The sequence below is a fragment of the Streptomyces sp. NBC_00057 genome (genome assembly GCF_045041165.1).
Taxonomy (GTDB): Bacteria; Actinomycetota; Actinomycetes; order Streptomycetales; family Streptomycetaceae; genus Streptomyces.
In genome coordinates this window covers 2,244,228-2,263,110 of sequence record NZ_CP108256.1, presented here as the reverse complement: position 1 = coordinate 2,263,110, position 18,883 = coordinate 2,244,228, and the positions used below count along the sequence as shown (strand labels likewise).

Annotated in this window: 13 protein-coding genes and 2 pseudogenes; 12 read left to right on the top strand and 3 right to left on the bottom strand. The window is 67.2% G+C overall.

The genetic code is table 11. From position 1 onward, the window contains the following. Positions 1-300: 300 nt before the first annotated feature. Positions 301-507, top strand: a pseudogene (locus OG953_RS10705) (hypothetical protein); the annotation flags it as partial. 102 nt (positions 508-609) lie between these two features. Then, positions 610-845, top strand: a pseudogene (locus OG953_RS10700) (transposase); the annotation flags it as partial. A 243-nt stretch (positions 846-1,088) separates the two neighbouring features. Here the strand turns inward: OG953_RS10700 and OG953_RS10695 are convergent. Continuing rightward, the gene (locus OG953_RS10695; protein ID WP_405683750.1) at positions 1,089-4,934 is read right to left on the bottom strand and encodes a GH92 family glycosyl hydrolase; all 3,846 of its coding nucleotides are present in this window, start codon (positions 4,932-4,934) and stop codon (positions 1,089-1,091) included. A gap of 501 nt (positions 4,935-5,435) precedes the next feature. On the opposite strand from OG953_RS10695, the gene ngcE reads away from it, so the two are divergent. The 7 genes from ngcE to OG953_RS10660 all read left to right on the top strand — a co-directional run bounded on the left by ngcE (position 5,436) and on the right by OG953_RS10660 (position 13,818). Further along, positions 5,436-6,884: an N-acetylglucosamine/diacetylchitobiose ABC transporter substrate-binding protein gene (ngcE, locus tag OG953_RS10690; RefSeq protein WP_405683748.1), complete on the top strand. Its 1,449-nt coding sequence runs from the start codon at positions 5,436-5,438 to the stop codon at positions 6,882-6,884. 50 nt (positions 6,885-6,934) lie between these two features. Next, positions 6,935-7,858, top strand: a complete 924-nt coding sequence (locus tag OG953_RS10685) for a carbohydrate ABC transporter permease (protein WP_405683746.1) — start codon at positions 6,935-6,937, stop codon at positions 7,856-7,858. Between the two features lie 91 nt (positions 7,859-7,949). Next, positions 7,950-8,867, top strand: a complete 918-nt coding sequence (locus tag OG953_RS10680) for a carbohydrate ABC transporter permease (RefSeq protein WP_398629804.1) — start codon at positions 7,950-7,952, stop codon at positions 8,865-8,867. 200 nt (positions 8,868-9,067) lie between these two features. Further along, positions 9,068-10,267, top strand: coding sequence for an ROK family protein (locus OG953_RS10675; RefSeq protein WP_405683744.1), 1,200 nt, complete (start codon positions 9,068-9,070; stop codon positions 10,265-10,267). Positions 10,268-10,387: 120 nt separating this feature from the next. After that, complete coding sequence (locus OG953_RS10670; RefSeq protein WP_405683742.1) at positions 10,388-11,503, top strand: sugar ABC transporter substrate-binding protein; 1,116 nt, start codon at positions 10,388-10,390, stop codon at positions 11,501-11,503. 258 nt (positions 11,504-11,761) lie between these two features. Beyond that, positions 11,762-12,550 carry an ATP-binding cassette domain-containing protein gene (locus OG953_RS10665; RefSeq protein ID WP_405683741.1) on the top strand — a complete coding sequence of 263 codons (789 nt, stop codon included), beginning with the start codon at positions 11,762-11,764 and terminating at the stop codon, positions 12,548-12,550. Next, entirely contained in the window at positions 12,547-13,818 is a 1,272-nt protein-coding gene (locus OG953_RS10660; RefSeq protein ID WP_405683739.1) for a sugar ABC transporter permease, read from the top strand. The genes OG953_RS10665 and OG953_RS10660 overlap by 4 nt, the downstream gene beginning before the upstream one ends. Positions 13,819-14,059: 241 nt before the next feature. On the opposite strand, the gene OG953_RS10655 is transcribed toward OG953_RS10660, so the two are convergent. Both OG953_RS10655 and OG953_RS10650 read right to left on the bottom strand, forming a co-directional pair. Beyond that, a complete protein-coding gene (locus OG953_RS10655) occupies positions 14,060-14,227 on the bottom strand; it encodes a hypothetical protein (RefSeq protein WP_405683738.1) in 168 nt (55 codons plus the stop codon). Continuing rightward, the gene (locus OG953_RS10650) at positions 14,190-14,732 is read right to left on the bottom strand and encodes a hypothetical protein (RefSeq protein ID WP_405683736.1); all 543 of its coding nucleotides are present in this window, start codon (positions 14,730-14,732) and stop codon (positions 14,190-14,192) included. Before OG953_RS10650 ends, OG953_RS10655 begins: the two co-directional genes overlap by 38 nt. 146 nt (positions 14,733-14,878) lie before the next feature. Between OG953_RS10650 and OG953_RS10645 the strand changes: the two genes are divergently transcribed. The 3 genes from OG953_RS10645 (at position 14,879) to OG953_RS10635 (ending at position 18,882) form a co-directional block, all read left to right on the top strand. Continuing rightward, on the top strand, positions 14,879-15,280 hold the full coding sequence (locus OG953_RS10645; RefSeq protein ID WP_405683735.1) for a SelB C-terminal domain-containing protein: 402 nt from the start codon (positions 14,879-14,881) through the stop codon (positions 15,278-15,280). Next, entirely contained in the window at positions 15,268-17,196 is a 1,929-nt protein-coding gene (gene dxs, locus OG953_RS10640) for a 1-deoxy-D-xylulose-5-phosphate synthase (RefSeq protein ID WP_405683733.1), read from the top strand. Before OG953_RS10645 ends, dxs begins: the two co-directional genes overlap by 13 nt. Positions 17,197-17,370: 174 nt before the next feature. Further along, positions 17,371-18,882: an amino acid permease gene (locus OG953_RS10635; protein ID WP_405683732.1), complete on the top strand. Its 1,512-nt coding sequence runs from the start codon at positions 17,371-17,373 to the stop codon at positions 18,880-18,882. The last annotated feature ends 1 nt before the right edge of the window (position 18,883 follow it).

The following is an 18,883-nucleotide window of genomic DNA, read 5'->3' as shown; positions in this document are numbered from 1 at the left end:
GACGCCATCATGGCACATTCGTGGCGCCATGGCGAGCCAAGTTGACTCTTTCGCGGTGCACGCGCCTCTGGCCTGGGGTTTCTTTGTTGCCGTGGCGTGGCATGGTGCCGTTTGGGTGAGGGTATGGCTTGCGGATGGCGCCATGCAGATGTCATGGTGGCGCCACTTGAATGAGGAGTCTGGTGTCACCGGGGTGCCCGTCTGGCGCCATCTCCCAGGCCATTCCCTCTTCTCGCCACCGCACCCCGCTCAGGCCTCTTTGTTCCGCTCTTCCCTGCCCACTGACAGGAGTTCCCAGCCGTGGCTACCTTCCTCTACGAACTGGGCCGTCTCGCCTTTGGGCGGCGATGGCTGATGGCGCTGCTGTGGGTGGTGATCTTCTGCGGTGCGGGCTTCGCCGCCTCCTCCGCGCCGACGCCACCCGCCGACACCTTCTCCATGCCAGGCACGGAGTCGCAGAAGGCCTTCGACCTCCTTGAGGAGAAGTGCTTCCCAACCTCGACGTCGAGGGCGAGAAGCTCTCCCGCATGGGGCGGGTGGCGCCTCCGCGCCGCGAACATGAACTGGTCGACCAGGGGCCCGGGTCGACCCTGGTCAGGCCCAGCGGCTCGGCGCCACTGGGAACGTCCTGCCGAGCCCGGCCGACTCACCCCGGCCCGCGTCCGCCGCGGGTTCAGGAACCTCCGCGCTCACTTGCCATGCCCAGCCCGTGCGCCCAACCCTCAAGGCCAGGACCGGGCAGGCCACTTGGGTCGAAGAACCGCCGGCCGGCGCCCCGCTACGACGTGGGTGGAACGGCCAGACGACCCGAGTCCATCATCGAACGTGATCGGCTCCGACCATGAAGATCGAGCCGAGAGCCTGTTCCCCCGGGCTGTTCCGGATTCCCCGAGCGGGACCGAGGGTGTCATGCGCAGCTGAGGGGGCACCGGCTGCTGCCTCGTCGTCCTGAGCGCCATGGTCGACCGGAGCCGTGATGTCGTCCCCGTCCCACCGTCGGAGCAACGCAGGACGGCCGGTACCTCACAGGGGAGGTACCGGCCGTCCGTGTGAAACGAGGTAGTGCCACGAGCGAGGGGGGCGTCGGATCAGGAGAGCAACTCCAGCTCTGCGAGCGTCCCTTCACCGGCGAACACCACTCGGTAGTGCGCGTACGAGCCCGGCGTGCTCACCGAGAACACCCTCGTCTGCCTGTCCCAGGCGAACGACTGGGCCGACCGCTTGTCGAGGTCCTTCCATGTCGTGCCGTCCGACGAGCCCTGCAGGACCCACCCGGCCGGGGCCTTGTCCGCCGCGCTCGATGTCAGCGTGTACTGGACCGCGTCCGTGGCCGAGGGCACCGGCAGGTCCACCGAGGCGACCGACGCCGAGGTGGCCGATGTGTTGTCGAACAGGGCACCCTCGCCCTTCAGCACGTCCGCCTTCGGCGATGCCACCTTGTCGTCCGTGGTGATCGAGGTCGGCGCCGCGTCCTTGCCGGTGCCCCACGACGACGGCTTGGCGCCCATGTCGAAGTCCAGCACACCGCCCTTGGCCAGCAGGTCGTGCGGCAGTGAAGTCGAGTTCCACTTCTTGCCGTTGACCTTCAGGCCCTGCACATAGATGTTCTTCGCGCTGTTCTTCGGCGCCCTGACGACCAGGTCGTGGCCGTTCTCCAGATGGACCGTGGTCTTCGTGAAGAGCGGGGAGCCGATCGCGTACTCGCCACTGCCCATGACGAGCGGGTAGAAGCCGAGCGAGGAGAAGAGGTACCAGGCCGACTGCTCGCCGTTGTCCTCGTCGCCGTGGTAACCCTGGCCGATCTCGCTGCCCGTGTAGAGGCGGCTCAGGACCTCGCGGACCTTCTCCTGCGTCTTCCAGGGCTGCGAGGCCGCGTCGTACATATAGGTGACATGGTGCGCGACCTGGTTGCTGTGGCCGTACATGCCCATCCGTACGTCACGCGCCTCCGTCATCTCGTGGATGACACCGCCGTACGAGCCGACGAACTCCGGGCCCGCTGTCTCGGGAGTGGAGAAGTACGTGTCGAGCTTCTTGGCCAGGCCGTCGCGGCCGCCGTACAGGTTCGCCAGGCCCCGGCTGTCCTGCGGGGCCGTGAAGGCGTAGCCCCAGCCGTTCGTCTCCGTGTAGTCGTAGCCCCAGACCCGCGGGTCGTACTGGTCCGACGGGAGCCGCCAGTCGCCCTTGGCGTCCTTGCCCTGGAAGAAGCCGGCCTTGCTGTCGAAGAGGTCGACGTAGTTGCGGGCGCGGTTCAGGAAGTACTCGGACTCCTCCTTGTACCGCTCCTTCTTCGTCTTCCTGTAGAGCGCCCGGCCCATCTGCGCGATGCCGTAGTCGTTGAGGTAGCCCTCCAGCGACCAGGACAGGCCCTCGTGCGTGGAGGTGTTCGCGTAGCCGACGAACGGGGACGTCTCCATGCCCTTGCGGCCGACGCCCGAGGACGGCGGGACCACGGTGGCGTTCTTCAGGGCCGCGTCGTACGCCGCCTCGGCGTCGAACTTCACACCCTTGACGTAGGCGTCCGCGAACGCGACATCCGAAGAGGTGCCGGTCATCAGATCGGAGTAGCCGGGGGACGACCAGCGGGAGATCCAGCCCCCGTCCTTGTATTGCTGGACGAAGCCGTCCACCATCTCGCCGGCCTTGTCCGGCGTGAGGAGGGAGTACGCGGGCCATGTCGTCCGGTAGGTGTCCCAGAAGCCGTTGTTGACGTACACCTTGCCGTCGACGATCTTCGCGCCCGTATGGGTCGGGGTGTCGGAGCCGACCTGCGGTGAGAAGGGGCTGGCGTACTTGTCCTTGCCGCCGACCTTCTCGAAGCCCGAGTTCGGGTACAGATACAGCCGGTACAGGCTGGAGTACAGCGTGGTCAGCTGGTCGGCCGTTGCGCCCTCGACCTCCACCTTGCCCAGGATGTCGTCCCAGGCCTGCTGCGCCCGGTCCTTCACCCGGCCGAAGGAACGGGAGGCGGGGATCTCGGCGGCGAGGTTCTGCTTCGCCTGGTCGATGCTGATCAGTGAGGTCGCCAGTCGCAGGTTCACCGTGCGGTCCTTGCCCGCGTCGAAGCGGAGGTAGCCCGTGACATCGTCGCCACCGCCGCCGGACAGCTTGCCGCTCCCGGTGACCGGCGCGTCGAAGACGCCGTGGACGAAGAGGCGGGTGGCGCCGGTCGAGCCGCCGCTCTTCACATCGGAGAAGCCGGTGAAGGAGCTGCTCTTCGGGTCGAGAGTGAGCCCGCCGTCGTTGGAGACGTTGTCGAAGACGATGCTCGCGTCGTCACCGGGGTAGGTGAACCGCATCCGGGCGGCGTGGTCGGACGGTGTCATCTCGGCCTTGAGGCCGTTGTCGAATGTCACACCGTAGTAGTGCGGTTTCGCCGTCTCGTTCTCGTGGTGGAACGGCAGCGCACGCGCCGTACGGGAGGCGTCCGGGGTGCCGGAGACCGCCGACGGCATCAGCTGGAAGGTCTGCCGGTCGCCCATCCAAGGACTCGGCTCATGGCTGGCGCCGAAGGCCTGGAGCGTGGGCAGGTTGTCGTTGTTGTTGCCGCGCGCGTAGTCGTACAGCCAGCTGGTCGATCCGGCGTTGGTGACCGGCGTCCAGAAGTTGAAGCCGTTCGGGACCGCGGTGGCGGGGAAGTTGTTGCCGCGCGAGAAACCGCCGCTGGAGTTGGTGCCACGGACCGTCGACGCGTAGTCGGAGAGGTGCGAGCGGCGCTTCTCGGGTGCCTTCGGGGCGATCTCGATGTCGTCGATCCAGCCCTGGAACTTCGCCGGGCCCTTGGGGGAGTCGTACGCCATCAGAATCCGGTCGACGGTCTTGCCCGCCGCGACCGTGCCGATCGTCGAGTCGACCTTGTTCCACTGGTTGACGTACAGCCGCTTGGCATCGGCCTGGCCCTGCGGGGTCAGCAGGCCGCCGTTGCTGTCGGTGGCCCGCAGATCGCTCAGATACGTGCCGTCCGTGAACGCCAGGTCCACCGAGACATGCGTCGCCGGGTAGGAGAGGTCCGTCTCGCCCATCTGAGGGTAGATCAGATAGGAGAGTGAGGTGTCACGGGTGACAGCCGTGTTCACATCGAAGATCTTGTTGTACGAGTAGGCCCGGCCGTCCGTCCTGTGCGTACCCGCGTACCGCAGGGCCTTCTTGCCCGTGAAACCGGCGCCCGCCTTGGCGGTGGGGGAGCCGGACGGGCCGCGGTCGATCTGGCTGCGCATCGAGTCGGGCGCCGGGACCGAGGTGTTGCCGTCGGAGAACTGGACGTCGGCGAGCTGGGTCGCGTCCAAGGCGCCGTTGTTCTTCGTGATCTGCAGACGGTAGTGCTGGTACGCCGTGTCAGATGTGAAATCGTACGACTTCGTCTGGAACCGCTCGGTGAACGTCTGGCCGGTCCGGGAGTCGAGATCCTTCCAGTCCTTGCCGTCGGCGGAGCCCTGCAGGGTCCAGTCCTTCGGATCGCGCTCGCCGTGATCATTGGCCGACGTCAGCGCGTATGTCACGACCTTCACCGGTTCCGTGAGGTCGAACTCGACCCAGGCGGTGGGCTCGAAGGACAGCCACTTGGTGCCGGACTCCCCGTCGATCAGGTTCTCCTTCACCTCCCCGCCGCCGGTGTTCTCTTCACTGGCGCGGACATCTGTCACCTTGTCCGTGACATTGCCCGGTATTCCTGCGGAGAAGCCGCCATCGACACCTGATGACCGCTTCTTTCCGTCAGGACCGTCTTCGACGGTGTTGCGCCAGTCCGGCTGCTCTTCATCCGCTTCGAAGGACGAACTGAACGTCCGTTCCCCCAAGGGGATTTGGCCCTTTTTGCCTGTCCCGGCCGACTGAGCGACGGCCGCGGTGGGGGCTGTCACGACCAGAACCAGCGAAGCCGCTATCAGCGCGGCCGTACGGCTTTGTCTCTTGCGAGAACCATGTCGGGGCTGCATGCCGAGCCATTCCTCCCGAGGAAGTGCGCTTGGACAACGTTGTCATGGAGTTGCGCAAGGTCCAGTAGGGAGCCAAGTGCCGGGATGTGTCAAGGGTGTTGGGTGTGAATCGCCAGTCGAATCGACCGTAATGCGGAAATCGTTACACCCGGACCGAGACGCAAAGGGTCCAGGTATCCGCGAGGTCTCAACTCGGGAAAGACTGCTGCTCAACCTTGCATTCGATCTTGCTCAGGCGGCCGTGAGTGGACTATACCTGTCGGCGTCCGCACAGCTTATTCCGGCGACGCGGACAAGGGGGACACGGGGGAACGGCCAAGGAGTGCACAACAAGTGCATCCGATGCCCGATCTCCCGAAGCCCCCCACTGCACATGGCTAGCCTGAGATCAGCACTACCCAAGCGCAACTGACCGCGGTGGCGGGGCCCTTCGCCTGAGGCGAGTTTCGACGGGCGACCGGTACACACCGCCTGAGTCCTGGAGAAGGCGAGGACTTGAGCATGGGATCCACCTCCGCCCACAAGAATGAGGGCCTTGGCCGTCGCGATGTGATCAAGCGATCGGCCGCACTCGGCCTGATCAGCGTTCCGACGATGGGCTTCCTGTCGGCGTGCGCCAGCGGCGACAGCAGCAGCGACAAGAAGGTCGAGAAGGGCAAGGTCACCAAGACCAACCCGCTCGGCGTCAACGAGACGGCTCCCCTTGAGGTCGTCATCTTCAACGGCGGCTTCGGCGAGCAGTACGCGATCGACGCGGAGAAGAAGTACAACGCGGCGTTCCCGAAGGCTCCGAAGGTCAAGCACGTCGTGACCCAGAAGATCGCGACGCAGCTGCAGCCGCGCTTCAACGGTGGCACCCCGCCGGACCTGATCGACAACTCGGGTGCCGAGCAGATGGACATGGGTGTCCTGGTCGGAAAGAAGCAGCTGCTGGACCTGACGCCGCTGATGGACGCCCCGTCCATCGACGACCCGACCAAGAAGGTCCGCGACACGCTGCGTCCGGGTGTCCTGGAGATGGGTCAGTTCGACGGCGACCCGGTCTGGATCATGTACTACGCGTACACCGTGTACGGCGTCTGGTACTCGCAGACCGCGCTCGACAACCTCGACGCGCAGTACCCCGAGAACTGGGACGACATGCTCGCCCTCTGCGCCAAGGCGAAGAAGAAGGGCATCGCCGGCTGGACTTACGCCGGCAAGTACCCGTACTACCTGCCGTTCTCGCTCTACCCGTTCATCGCCAAGATCGGTGGCCGGGAGGTTCTCGACAAGATCGACAACCTGGAGCCGAACGCCTGGAAGGACCCCGCGGTCAAGGCGGCGTTCGAGGCGTACTACGAGCTGTACCAGAAGGGGTACATCCTCAAGGGCACCCCTGGCCTGACCCACATCCAGTCGCAGACCGAGTGGACCAAGGGCAAGGCGCTCTTCATCCCGAACGGTTCGTGGGTGGAGAACGAGGCGGCGCCGACCACGCCCAAGGACTTCAAGATGATGGTCGCGCCGCCGTCCGGCCTGGACGCGTCCGACAAGCTCCCGTTCGGCACCATCTGGGCCTCCGGCGGCGAGCCCTTCGTCATCCCGGCCAAGGCGAAGAACCCCGAGGGCGGCATGGAGCAGCTGCGCATCATGCTCTCCGAGGAGTCCTCCAAGAACTTCACCAAGCAGGTCAAGTCGCTCAGCGCCTTCAACGGCGGCACCGACGGCCTGACCCTGTCGACCGCCATGCAGTCCGGTGTCGACTCGCTGAAGAAGGCCGGCGACAACGTGGTGAACCCGCGTATGCAGGACTGGTACGTGAAGCTCCAGAAAGAGCAGATCGGCATTGCCGGCATCGGCGAGATGATGGCGGGCCGTGCGACCCCGGCGGAAACCATCAAGAAGATCCAGGCCTTCGCCGACGCGGCGGCCAAGGACCAGTCCATCAAGCACTACAAGCACCAGTGAGCAACCGTCACCAGCGGCGGCACCCGCGGAAAGATCGGGGTCGGTAAACGATGCAGCATGGCAAGTACCGTTTCATCGTGGGGTTCTTGGTGGTCCCACTGGCGTTGTACGCGGTCTTCGTCATTTGGCCGTTCGTCCAGTCCATCTATTACTCGTTCACGGACTGGACCGGTCTGAGCCCGGACTTCAAGATGGTCGGGTTCGACAACTACACGAGGATGCTGAAGGACGACATCTTCTGGAAGTCGTTGCAGCACAGTGTGTTGCTCGTGCTGCTGCTGCCGCTGGTGACGTTGGGCCTGGCGCTGTTCTTCGCCTTCATGCTCAATGTCGGAGGCCGACGGCGCAAGAACGCCGCGGTCTCCGGCGTGCGCGGCTCGGGCTTCTACAAGATCGCCTATTTCTTCCCGCAGGTGCTCTCGATCGTCATTGTCGCCCTGCTCTTCCAGTTCGCCTTCAACCCCCGTGGCGGGATGCTGAACGCGACGCTGAAGGGAATCGGCCTGGGTTCCATTCAGCCGGACTGGCTGGGGGATCCGAGTCTCGCGCTCGTCTGTGTCATGTCGGTACTGGTCTGGTCGACGGTCGGATTCTTCGTCGTCCTCTTCTCGGCCGGAATGGCGTCCATCCCGAAGGACTTCTACGAGGCGGCGCTCCTCGACGGCGCCAGCCGCTTCACGACGTTCTTCCGGATCACGCTCCCGCTGCTCTGGGACACGGTGCAGTCGGGCTGGGTCTACATGGGGATCCTGGCCCTCGGCGTGGAGGCTTTCACCGCCGTACAGGTCATGACCGTGGGCCCCGGTGGTCCCGACTACTCGACCACGGTCCTTCCGCTGTACGTGTACCAGACGGCCTTCCGCGACGGGCAGGCCGGATACGCAACAACGATCGGTGTCGGACTGCTCATCGTCACCATGGCCTTCGCCGCCATCGTGATGCGGCTGGGCCGGCGCGAGCGGCTGGAGTTCTGATGCTGCGATTGACGGGAGACGGTCCCCGGACCCCCAGCAGGCACCACAGGTCGGCCTCCGTGTCCGGCTCGACAGTACGAGGTGAGTACACGTGAAGACCACTGACACCCCGCCCGCGGTCCCGGACGTGGACCCGGCCCCCGTGGCCAAGGCGTCGGCGCCCGCAGTCAAGGAGAAGAGCAGCGAGGGCCAGGTCCTCAATGTCTTCTCGCACGGTGTGCTGATCATCTGGGCGATCCTGGTCGTCATGCCGCTGCTGTGGGCGGTGATGGCGTCGTTCAAGACCGACGACTCGATCCTGTCGACGCCCTGGGCGCTGCCGGACAAGCTGCACTTCGACAACTGGTCGCGCGCCTGGAGCCAGGCGCACATGAGCGACTACTTCTTCAACACGGTCGTGGTGGTGGGCTGCTCGCTCGTCGGGACCCTGCTGCTCGGGTCGATGGCGGCGTACGTACTGGCGCGGTTCGACTTCCCCGGCAACCGGTTCCTCTACTACCTGTTCATCGGCGGGATGAGCTTCCCGATCATCCTGGCGCTGGTCCCGCTGTTCTTCGTCATGAACAACATGGGCCTGCTGAACACGCGGCACGGACTGATCATGGTCTACATCGCGTACTCGCTGCCGTTCACCGTCTTCTTCCTCACCTCGTTCTTCCGGACGCTGCCGAGCTCGGTGGCGGAAGCGGCGATGCTCGACGGGGCCTCGCACACCCGGACGTTCTTCCAGGTGATGCTGCCGATGGCGAAGCCCGGCCTGATCAGCGTCGGTATCTTCAACTTCCTCGGGCAGTGGAACCAGTACATGCTGCCGACGGTGCTCAATACCGATCCGGGCCACCGGGTGCTCTCCCAGGGGCTGGTCGAACTGGCCAACAGCCAGGGATACAAGGGTGACTGGTCCGGTCTCTTCGCCGGTCTGGTGATGGCGATGCTGCCGGTCCTCGCGGCCTACATCATCTTCCAGCGTCAGGTCGTCGCAGGGCTCACCGCGGGCGCGGTGAAGTAGCACTCGTACCCTCCGCACACACACGAACCGCCCGCCGGCCACGCGCCGGCGGGCGGTTCGCGTGTGCAGGGGGGACTGCCTCGGGTGCGGGCAATGTGCTCATCCGAGGCTTCGCATGCTCAAGGTCTTGACGGGGAGCACCCCAAAACGCTCAGCTTAGAGTTCACATGTTAGAGAAAACGGTAGGAGTGAGAGAGTCGATGGAGACTCCGGGGTCGCAGACATCTCTGCATCGCGCCAACCTTGAGCGGGTCGTGCGCGCGGTACGTATGGCCGGCGCGCTCACCCAGGCGGAGATCGCACGGAGCACCGGCCTGTCAGCGGCCACCGTCTCCAACATCGTTCGCGAGCTGAAGGAAGGTGGCACGGTCGAGGTGACCCCCACCTCGGCGGGCGGCCGCCGGGCCCGCAGTGTCTCGCTCAGCGGTGACGCGGGCATTGTGATCGGCGTCGACTTCGGGCATACGCATCTGAGGGTGGCGGTCGGCAATCTCGCCCACCAGGTGCTCGCCGAGGAGTCCGAACCGATGGATGTCGACGCCTCGGCGGCGGAAGGCTTCGGGCGGGCGGAGCGGCTGGTCAAACGGCTGATCGAGACGACCGGGATCAGCCCGGACAAGGTGATCGGGGTCGGCCTCGGTGTTCCCGGCCCGATCGACGTCGAGTCCGGCACCCTGGGCTCCACGTCGATCCTGCCGGGCTGGACGGGCATCAACCCCAGCGAGGAGCTCGCAGGCCGGCTCGGCGTTCCCGTGTACGTCGACAACGACGCCAACCTCGGGGCGCTCGGCGAGCTGGTCTGGGGGAGCGGCCGCGGGGTCAAGGACCTCGCCTACATCAAGGTCGCCAGCGGTGTCGGCGCCGGTCTGGTGATCGACGGGCACATCTACCGGGGGCCGGGCGGCACGGCCGGTGAGATCGGGCACATCACGCTCGACGAGTCGGGCCCGGTGTGCCGCTGCGGCAACCGGGGGTGCCTGGAGACATTCACGGCCGCGCGATACGTCCTGCCGCTGCTCCAGCCCAGTCACGGGCCCGATCTCACCATGGAACGGGTGGTCCAGCTGGCCCGCGGGGGCGATCCGGGCTGCCGTCGGGTGATCGGGGACGTCGGGCGGCACATCGGCAGCGGGGTGGCCAATCTCTGCAATCTGCTCAATCCCAGCCGGGTGGTGCTCGGCGGTTCGCTCGCAGAGGCGGGCGAGTTGGTGCTCGCGCCGATCCGCGACTCGGTCTCCCGCTATGCCATTCCCAGCGCCGCCAGGCAGCTCTCGGTGCTGCCCGGGGCGCTCGGCGGCCGGGCCGAGGTGCTGGGCGCGCTGGCCCTGGTACTGAGCGAGATGGGGGATTCGACCCTTTTGGAAAGCAGTCTGTCGACGGGCACCTCTGCATTCACTTAGATAACGAATGGCACCGTTGTCATCTCGTTAAGGATTTACTCCTTGACGCTGACGTCGCAGCCGAGTTGACTTCCAGCCACCTCGGCCGCAACGTCGCGGCCTCGTCAGGGAGGTTCGAGAATGAACACGCGTATGCGTCGTGCCGCCGTTGCCGTTGCCGCCACCGCGATGGCGATGTCCCTCGCTGCCTGTGGCAGTGCCAAGGACGCCGATGGCAAGAAGAGCACGGAGTCGAGCGCCAAGAAGGGCGACGACATCACCATCGGTCTGCTCCTTCCGGAGAACCAGACCGCGCGTTATGAGAAGTTCGACAAGCCGCTCATCGAGAAGAAGGTCAGCGAGCTGACCAACGGCAAGGGCAAGGTCCAGTACCTCAACGCCAAGCAGGACGCGCCGACCCAGGCCCAGCAGGTCGACGCCATGATCACCAACAAGGTCGACGCGCTGATCGTGGACGCGGTGAACTCCGCCTCCATAAAGACCTCGGTCCAGAAGGCCCACGACGCCGGTATCCCGGTCGTCGCCTTCGACCGCCTGGCGGAGGGCCCGATCGACTCGTACGTCTCCTTCGACAACGTCCAGGTCGGACACGTCCAGGGCAAGGCGCTGCTGGAGGCCCTCGGCGACAAGGCCAAGTCCGGCGAGATCGTCATGATGAACGGTGCGATCACCGACCCCAACGCCCACGACTTCAAGACGGGCGCGCACGCCGAGCTCGACGGCAAGGTGAACATCGGCAAGGAGTACGACACCAAGGACTGGAAGCCGGAGAACGCCAACGCCAACATGGACGCGGCGATCTCGGCCATCGGCAAGGACAAGATCGTCGGTGTCTACTCCGCCAACGACGGCATGGCCGGCGGTATCATCACCGCCCTCAAGGCCGCCGGTATCTCCCCGCTCCCGCCGGTCACCGGCCAGGACGCCGAGCTCGCGGGTGTGCAACGCATCGTCGCCGGTGAGCAGTTCATGAGCATCTACAAGCCCTACGTGCAGGAGGGGCCGATCGCCGCCGAGATGGCGGTGAAGCTGGCCCAGGGCAAGGAGCTCGGCTCCCTCACGACCTCCACGGTCGACAGCCCCACCACCAAGAAGGTCCCCTCGGTGATCCTCCCGGTCGTCTCGCTGACCAAGGAGAACATCCAGGACACCGTCCTCAAGGACGGCATCTACCAGGTGAGCGAGATCTGCACCCCGAAGTACAAGGCCGCCTGCGACAAGCTCGGCCTGAAGTAAGGGTCCCTCTCGCCGCGAGACCGGTCGGCCGACTTCAGCGAAACCGCGGTCGGCTGACCTCTCCGGCGGCAAGTCCGCTGATCTCAACGGGACTTGCAGCTGATAAAGCCTGTCCGGCGCCCCGCACATCAACCGTCCCGCTATCGGGCGGGGCGCCGGGCGGAACGCTTCCCCGCCTTCTGTTCTCTTGTTCTCTTCTGCTCGACCACCGTGCCTTCCCCCAGGTGCGGCATCCCCGCCGGTCAGGCGGCGAAGGAGATGGTTCATGTGTCCGCTACGCCCGTGCTGGCGTTGCGTGGGGTCTCCAAGCGATTCGGTGCTGTGCAGGTACTCACCGACGTAGAGCTTGAGGTCCACGCCGGTGAGGTCGTCGCCCTGGTGGGCGACAACGGCGCCGGAAAGTCCACGCTGGTCAAGACGATCGCCGGTGTGCACCCCATCGATGACGGCGTCATCGAATGGGAAGGCAGCCCCGTCCAGGTCAACAAGCCGCAGGATGCCCAGCACTTGGGCATCGCGACGGTGTACCAGGACCTCGCGCTGTGCGACAACATCGATGTCGTCGGCAACCTCTATCTCGGCCGGGAGCTGCGCAGGCGCGGCATCCTCGACGAGGTCGAGATGGAGCGCCGCTCGCGCGAGCTGCTCAACACCCTTTCCATCCGCATCCCCAGTGTGCGCATTCCGATCGCCTCGCTCTCCGGCGGTCAGCGCCAGACCGTCGCGATCGCGCGCTCGATGCTCGGCGAGCCCAAGCTCGTCATTCTGGACGAGCCCACCGCGGCGCTCGGCGTCGAGCAGACCGCCCAGGTCCTCGACCTGGTCGAGCGGTTGCGTGAGCGCGGCCACGCGGTCATCCTCATCAGCCACAACATGGCGGACGTCAAGGCCGTGGCCGACAAGGTCGCCGTGCTCCGGCTGGGCCGCAACAACGGCGTCTTCGATGTGAAGAGCACGTCGCAGGAAGAGATCATCTCCGCCATCACCGGAGCCACGGAGAACGCCGTGACCCGTCGTGCGGCGCGCAACGCGGAGGTTCAGAAGTGAGCACCGAAAAGACCGCCGTCCCCACGGCCGAGGCCGCCAAGGGCGCCGTCACCGCGGTGGACCCCCGGCTGCTCGTACGCGAGCAGGGCCTCAAGGGTTACCTGTCGGAGTTCCGGCGCAGGATGCGGGCCGGGGACCTCGGTTCCCTGCCCGTCGTGCTCGGCCTGCTGATCATCTGGGCGATCTTCCAGAGTCTCAACTCGAACTTCCTCTCCGCGGAGAACCTGAGCAATATCTCCGTCACGATGGTCGGCACGGGCATGATCGCCGTCGGCATCGTCTTCGTACTGCTGCTCGGTGAGATCGACCTCTCGGTCGGCTCGGTCAGCGGTGTTTCGGGCGCCGTCGTCGCCGTGATCACGGTGACGCACGGCATGAACGAGTGGTTCGCGATCCTCGTCGCGATCGCCAGCGGCGCGGTCATCGGCGCCGTCCACGGTTTCTTCTTCGCCCGTGTCGGCGCCCCCGCGTTCGCCGTGACCCTGGCCGGTCTGCTGTTCTGGCTGGGCTTCATGCTCCAGATCCTGGGTGACAACGGCACGATCAACCTGGACTCCGAAGGCGTCGTCGGGCATCTGACCACGTACTACTTCACCGATGTGGCGGCCGCCTACGGCCTGGCCGTACTCTCCGCGGTGGTGTACTTCCTCAGCACGTTCTTCGACAACCGGCGGCGTGAGGCGGCGGGCATCCCCTCCCGGCCGGTCGGCGAGATCCTGGTGCGCACGGGACTGCTCGCGGTCCTGTCCCTGGTCGTCGCCTATGTGCTCAACCAGTACAAGGGCCTGCCGCTCGCCTTGGTGATCTTCCTCGCGTTCCTGGTGGCCACGGACTTCGTGCTGCGCCGCACCGCCTACGGCCGCAAGGTCTTCGCGCTCGGCGGCAGCGTCGAGGCGTCGCGCCGAGCCGGTATCAACGTCACCGCGATCCGTATCTCGGTCTACACGATCGCCGGCACGTTCGCGGCCATCGGCGGCCTGTTCCTGGCTTCCAAGATCGCCGCGGCCAACCAGAGCGCCGGCACCGGCGACCTGCTGATGAACGCCATCGCGGCGGCCGTCATCGGCGGCACCAGCCTCTTCGGCGGCCGCGGCCGCACCTGGAACGCGCTGCTCGGTGTCATGGTGATCACCTCGATCCAGTACGGCCTCGCCCTGGAGGGCATCGCCACCCCGATCCAGTACATGATCACCGGTGGTGTGCTTCTCGCCACAGTCGTCATCGACTCGATCACCCGCAAGACCCAGAAGTCCGCGGGCCGCGCCTGACCGCGGTTCCGCGGGCCGTGCCCGGCATCCGTCATGGATGCCGGGCACGGCTCTGTCCGGGGACGGATGCGGCACGGCCGTGCCCGCAGGCGGAAGCGGTCACCCCGGTGTGCCGGCGGCGGCACCACGTGCGCCCCGTACAAGGGCCCGGGCGGCCGTCCGCACGTAGATCTCATCGGCGTACCTGCCCAGGCGAGCCGTACGGTACGGCTCGCCTGGGCCGCCCACAGCCCGATCGCCGTCAGTACGGGACGCCCTGCGCGCCTTCGGCGTCCGCGACGGTGTCCTCGTCGTCACCCGGGCCGATCCCGGCGACGGCGCCCTCGCGGCCGAGGAGGCCAGGGACCGGCTGTCCGGCCTGGAGGCTGTCGTCACGAGCGCGCCCACCGGAGCGCCTCGGCGACGGCACGGCGCGGATAGGGGCGGAGTGCGACCTGCCCATCGACGTCGGGGAACGGGCGCTGCTGCGCGACCCGGGACAGCGCAGGATCGCCGCCGGACTCGTCGTCCTGGACGCGGATCCGCCGCCGCTCGCCCGCAGGGGCGCCGCCGCCCGGCGCCATGCCGACCTCGCCCGCCGTCCCGACCGCCCCGACGCGGCCGCGGAGATCGCCCGGCGCGGCGCCGTACGCCGCGCGGCGCTGACCTCGTCGGGCCACCTGGCCCCCCGACCGGGAGGCGCCGGCGGGCAGCGACGAGGTCGCCGGCCGGCTCGTCGACGTGGCGTGGTGGCGCCACCGCCGGGAACGGCCGGCGGCGGCCGTGCGGGAGTGGGCCGTCGGCCATCCGCTCACCCCGCCCTGCCGCGGGCGGCCGCGCTGCGCCTGACCGGCTTGCCCGACACCGCCCTGCTGGACGCGGCGGCGGACGGGCTCGGCATGGTGTGGGACGGATCCGGGATCCGGGAGGCGCACGTGCGTCCCCTCCTGTCCGACCGGGCGCGGGACGCACTCGACACCCTCTGCGCGCGGCGATCCGTTCGGCGAACCCGGGCAGCCGGAGCCGGTAGAGCTCGGCCTCACCACCCCGCACCTGCGCGCGGCCGTCGACCGCGGCCTATGTGCACCCCGACGGGGTGCGCCTCGCGCCGGCCCGGCTCGCGCCGCTGCCCCAGCCGTTCACCGTCAGCGCCGGCCGCCGCACGCTCGGCACCTCCCGCCGGGTCGCGGTACCCCTGTTCGAGCTCCTCGACCGGCTCGGGCACACCGGCTCCACCCCCGACGGCCTCAGGCCGCCAGGTCGCGAGCGGCGATGCGACCCCCTGACGCCACGTGACCTCGCACGTGTTCACCGGAACACACGAAACGCAAGAGATATCAAGAGATGTGGAGCGTTTCCCGCCGAAGGTGTGACGCACGAACCTCCCCCTGACGAACGCCGTCCCGTGCGGAACATTAGACTCTGCGGATCGGCAAGAAGTTCGACCGGCTCATACGCAAGGAGGCACGGGTGCCGTTGCTGACCCACATCAGGGGACCGCGCGACCTGGACCGGCTCAGCCTGGAGCAGCTCGACCAGCTGGCGGACGAGATCAGGACCTTCCTCGTCGACGCCGTGTCCAAGACCGGCGGCCACCTGGGACCCAACCTCGGTGTCGTCGAACTCACCATCGCGCTGCACCGCGTCTTCGAATCCCCGAAGGACCGGGTCCTCTTCGATACGGGCCACCAGTCGTACGTGCACAAGCTCCTCACAGGCCGCCAGGACTTCTCGAAGCTCAAGAGCAAGGGCGGCCTCTCCGGCTACCCCTCGCGCGCCGAGTCCGAGCACGACATCATCGAGAACTCGCACGCCTCCACCGTGCTCGGCTGGGCCGACGGCCTCGCCAAGGCCAACGAGGTGCTGGGCAAGGACGACCATGTCGTCGCGGTCATCGGTGACGGCGCGCTCACCGGCGGTATGGCCTGGGAGGCGCTGAACAACATCGCCGCCGCCAAGGACCGCCCCCTCGTCATCGTCGTCAACGACAACGAGCGCTCCTACGCCCCGACCATCGGCGGCCTCGCCAACCACCTGGCCACCCTGCGCACCACCGACGGTTACGAGCGCTTCCTGGCCCGCGGCAAGGACATCCTGGAGCGCACCCCCGTCGTCGGCAAGCCGCTGTACGAGACGCTGCACGGCGCCAAGAAGGGGCTGAAGGACTTCATCGCCCCGCAGGGCATGTTCGAGGACCTCGGCCTGAAGTACGTCGGTCCGATCGACGGCCACGACATCGAGGCCCTGGAGTCCGCGCTCCAGCGCGCCAAGCGCTTCGGCGGGCCCGTCATCGTGCACTGCCTCACCGAGAAGGGCCGCGGCTACACCCCCGCCCTGCTCGACGAGGCCGACCGCTTCCACGCCGTCGGCAAGATCCACCCCGACACCGGCCTGCCCGTCTCCACCTCCGGCCTCGACTGGACCTCCGTCTTCGGCGAGGAGATGGTCAAACTCGGCAGGGAGCGCAAGGACATCGTCGCGATCACCGCGGCCATGCTCCAGCCGGTCGGCCTCAGCAAGTTCGAGGAGGTGTTCCCGGACCGGATCTACGACGTCGGTATCGCCGAGCAGCACGGCGCGGTCTCCGCGGCCGGCCTCGCCACCGGCGGACTGCACCCCGTCTTCGCGGTGTACGCCACCTTCCTCAACCGCGCCTTCGACCAGGTCCTCATGGATGTCGCCCTGCACAAGTGCGGTGTGACGTTCGTCCTGGACCGTGCCGGTGTCACCGGCACCGACGGGGCCTCGCACAACGGCATGTGGGACATGTCGATCCTGCAGTGCGTGCCGACCCTGCGGATCGCCGCCCCGCGCGACGCCGACCAGGTCCGCGCCCAGCTGCGCGAGGCCGTCGAGGTCGACGACGCCCCGACCGTGGTCCGCTTCTCCAAGGGAGCCGTCGGCCCGGCGGTCAAGGCCGTCGGCCGAGTCGGCGGCATGGATGTGCTGCGCACGTCCGACGCGCCCCGCCCGGACGTCCTCCTGGTCTCCGTCGGTGCGCTCGCCCCGATGTGCCTGGAGATCGCGGACCTGCTGGACGCCCAGGGCATCACGACAACGGTCGTCGACCCGCGCTGGGTCAAGCCCGTCGACGAGGCCATGGCCCCGCTCGCCGAGCAGCACCGCGTCGTCGTCACTGTCGAGGACAACAGCCGGGCCGGCGGCGTCGGCTCCGCCGTCGCCCAGGCGCTGCGCGATGCCGGGGTGGACGTACCGCTGCGCGACTTCGGCATCCCGCCGCGCTTCCTCGACCACGCCTCCCGCAAGGAGGTCATGGCCGAGATCGGACTGACCGCGCCGGACATCGCCCGTCAGGTCACCGGCCTGGTCGCCAAGCTGGACGGCCGCTACGACACGGACACGGACAGCAGCTCCGTGATCGAGCCCGTCCGCGACTGACCCGTACGACCCCGGTCCCCCGCGGCCGGTACGCGTTACGGCCAATGGGCCGGTCGGCCACCCTGTACGAGTGGTCCGACCGGCCCATTCGCGTGAAATCGCCCGGTGCGGAGCCCTGCGGCGCAGATACGGTCCCAATCATGGCGTACACGACGAGTGCGTGGAGGTACGCCGGTGACTGCCCAGCAGGACACACCACCCAGCAGTGGCGGACTGTTCCGGACCAAGACGGTCGAACAGTCCATCCGCGATACCGAGGAGCCGGAGCACGCGCTCAAGAAGTCCCTCTCCGCGCTGGACCTCACAGTCTTCGGCGTGGGCGTCATCATCGGCACCGGCATCTTCGTGCTCACCGGCAAGGTGGCCAAGGAGACCGCGGGCCCCGCCACCGCCCTCGCCTTCGTAGTCGCGGGCATTGTCTGCGCCCTGGCCGCGCTCTGCTACGCCGAGTTCGCCTCCACCGTCCCGGTCGCCGGCTCCGCCTACACCTTCGCGTACGCCTCGCTCGGCGAACTGGTCGCCTGGATCATCGGCTGGGACCTGGTGCTGGAGTTCGCACTCGGCACGGCGGTGGTGGCGGTCGGCTGGTCCGGTTATGTCCGCTCGCTGATGGACAACTTCGGCTGGAACATGCCCGCAGTGCTCTCCGGAACGGATGTGGCGAAAGGATTCGGCTTCGACATCCTGGCCTTCGTCCTAGTGCTTGTCCTGACCGTCGTGCTGGTGTTGGGCATGAAGCTCTCCGCCCGGGTCACGACGATTGTGGTCGCCATCAAGGTTGTCGTGGTCCTGATCGTGATCATCGCCGGGCTGTTCTTCGTCAAGGCCGCCAACTACTCGCCCTTCATCCCCCCGGCGCAGCCGCAGACCTCGGGTTCCGGACTGACCGCGCCGCTGGTCCAGCTGATGTTCGGTTACGCGCCCACGAACTTCGGTGTCATGGGCATCTTCACCGCCGCCTCCGTCGTCTTCTTCGCCTTCATCGGCTTCGACGTGGTGGCCACCGCCGCCGAGGAGACGAAGGTTCCGCAGCGTGACATGCCACGTGGCATCCTCGCTTCGCTCTTCATCTGCACCGTGCTCTATGTCGCCGTGTCACTGGTGGTCACGGGCATGCAGCACTACAGCGAGCTGTCGGTCGAGGCCCCGCTGGCCGATGCCTTCAAGGCCGTCGGCCATCCCGTCTACGCGGGATTCATCAGCTTCGGCGCAGCGATCGGCCTCACCACGGTCTGTCTGATCCTGCTGCTCGGGCAGACCCGGGTGTTCTTCGCGATGAGCCGCGACGGTCTGCTCCCGAGGTTCTTCTCCGTGACGCACCCCCGCTTCCACACCCCGTACCGCCCGACCATCCTGCTCGGCGTGATCATCGCGATCGTCGCGGGCTTCACGAGCATCAACGAACTGGCGACGCTGGTGAACATCGGCACGCTCTTCGCGTTCGTCGTCGTGGCCCTGGGAGTCATGGTGCTGCGCCGCACCCGCCCCGATCTGCACCGCGCGTTCCGCACCCCGTGGGTGCCGCTGATCCCGATCCTCTCGGTGGCCGCCTCGGTCTGGCTGATGCTCAATCTGCCGGCCGAGACCTGGCTGCGGTTCGCCATCTGGATGGTCATCGGCGTGGTCATCTACTTCGCGTACGGGCGCAGGCACAGCCGGATCAACGAGCCCGTCGGCCGGCCGTAGA

Coding starts and splice junctions, on each gene's coding strand:
- OG953_RS10695 (WP_405683750.1), bottom strand. CDS start 4,934: ATGCAGCCCCGACATGGTTCTCGCAAGAGACAAAGCCGTACGGCCGCG.
- ngcE (WP_405683748.1), top strand. CDS start 5,436: ATGGGATCCACCTCCGCCCACAAGAATGAGGGCCTTGGCCGTCGCGAT.
- OG953_RS10685 (WP_405683746.1), top strand. CDS start 6,935: ATGCAGCATGGCAAGTACCGTTTCATCGTGGGGTTCTTGGTGGTCCCA.
- OG953_RS10675 (WP_405683744.1), top strand. CDS start 9,068: ATGGAGACTCCGGGGTCGCAGACATCTCTGCATCGCGCCAACCTTGAG.
- OG953_RS10670 (WP_405683742.1), top strand. CDS start 10,388: ATGAACACGCGTATGCGTCGTGCCGCCGTTGCCGTTGCCGCCACCGCG.
- OG953_RS10665 (WP_405683741.1), top strand. CDS start 11,762: ATGGTTCATGTGTCCGCTACGCCCGTGCTGGCGTTGCGTGGGGTCTCC.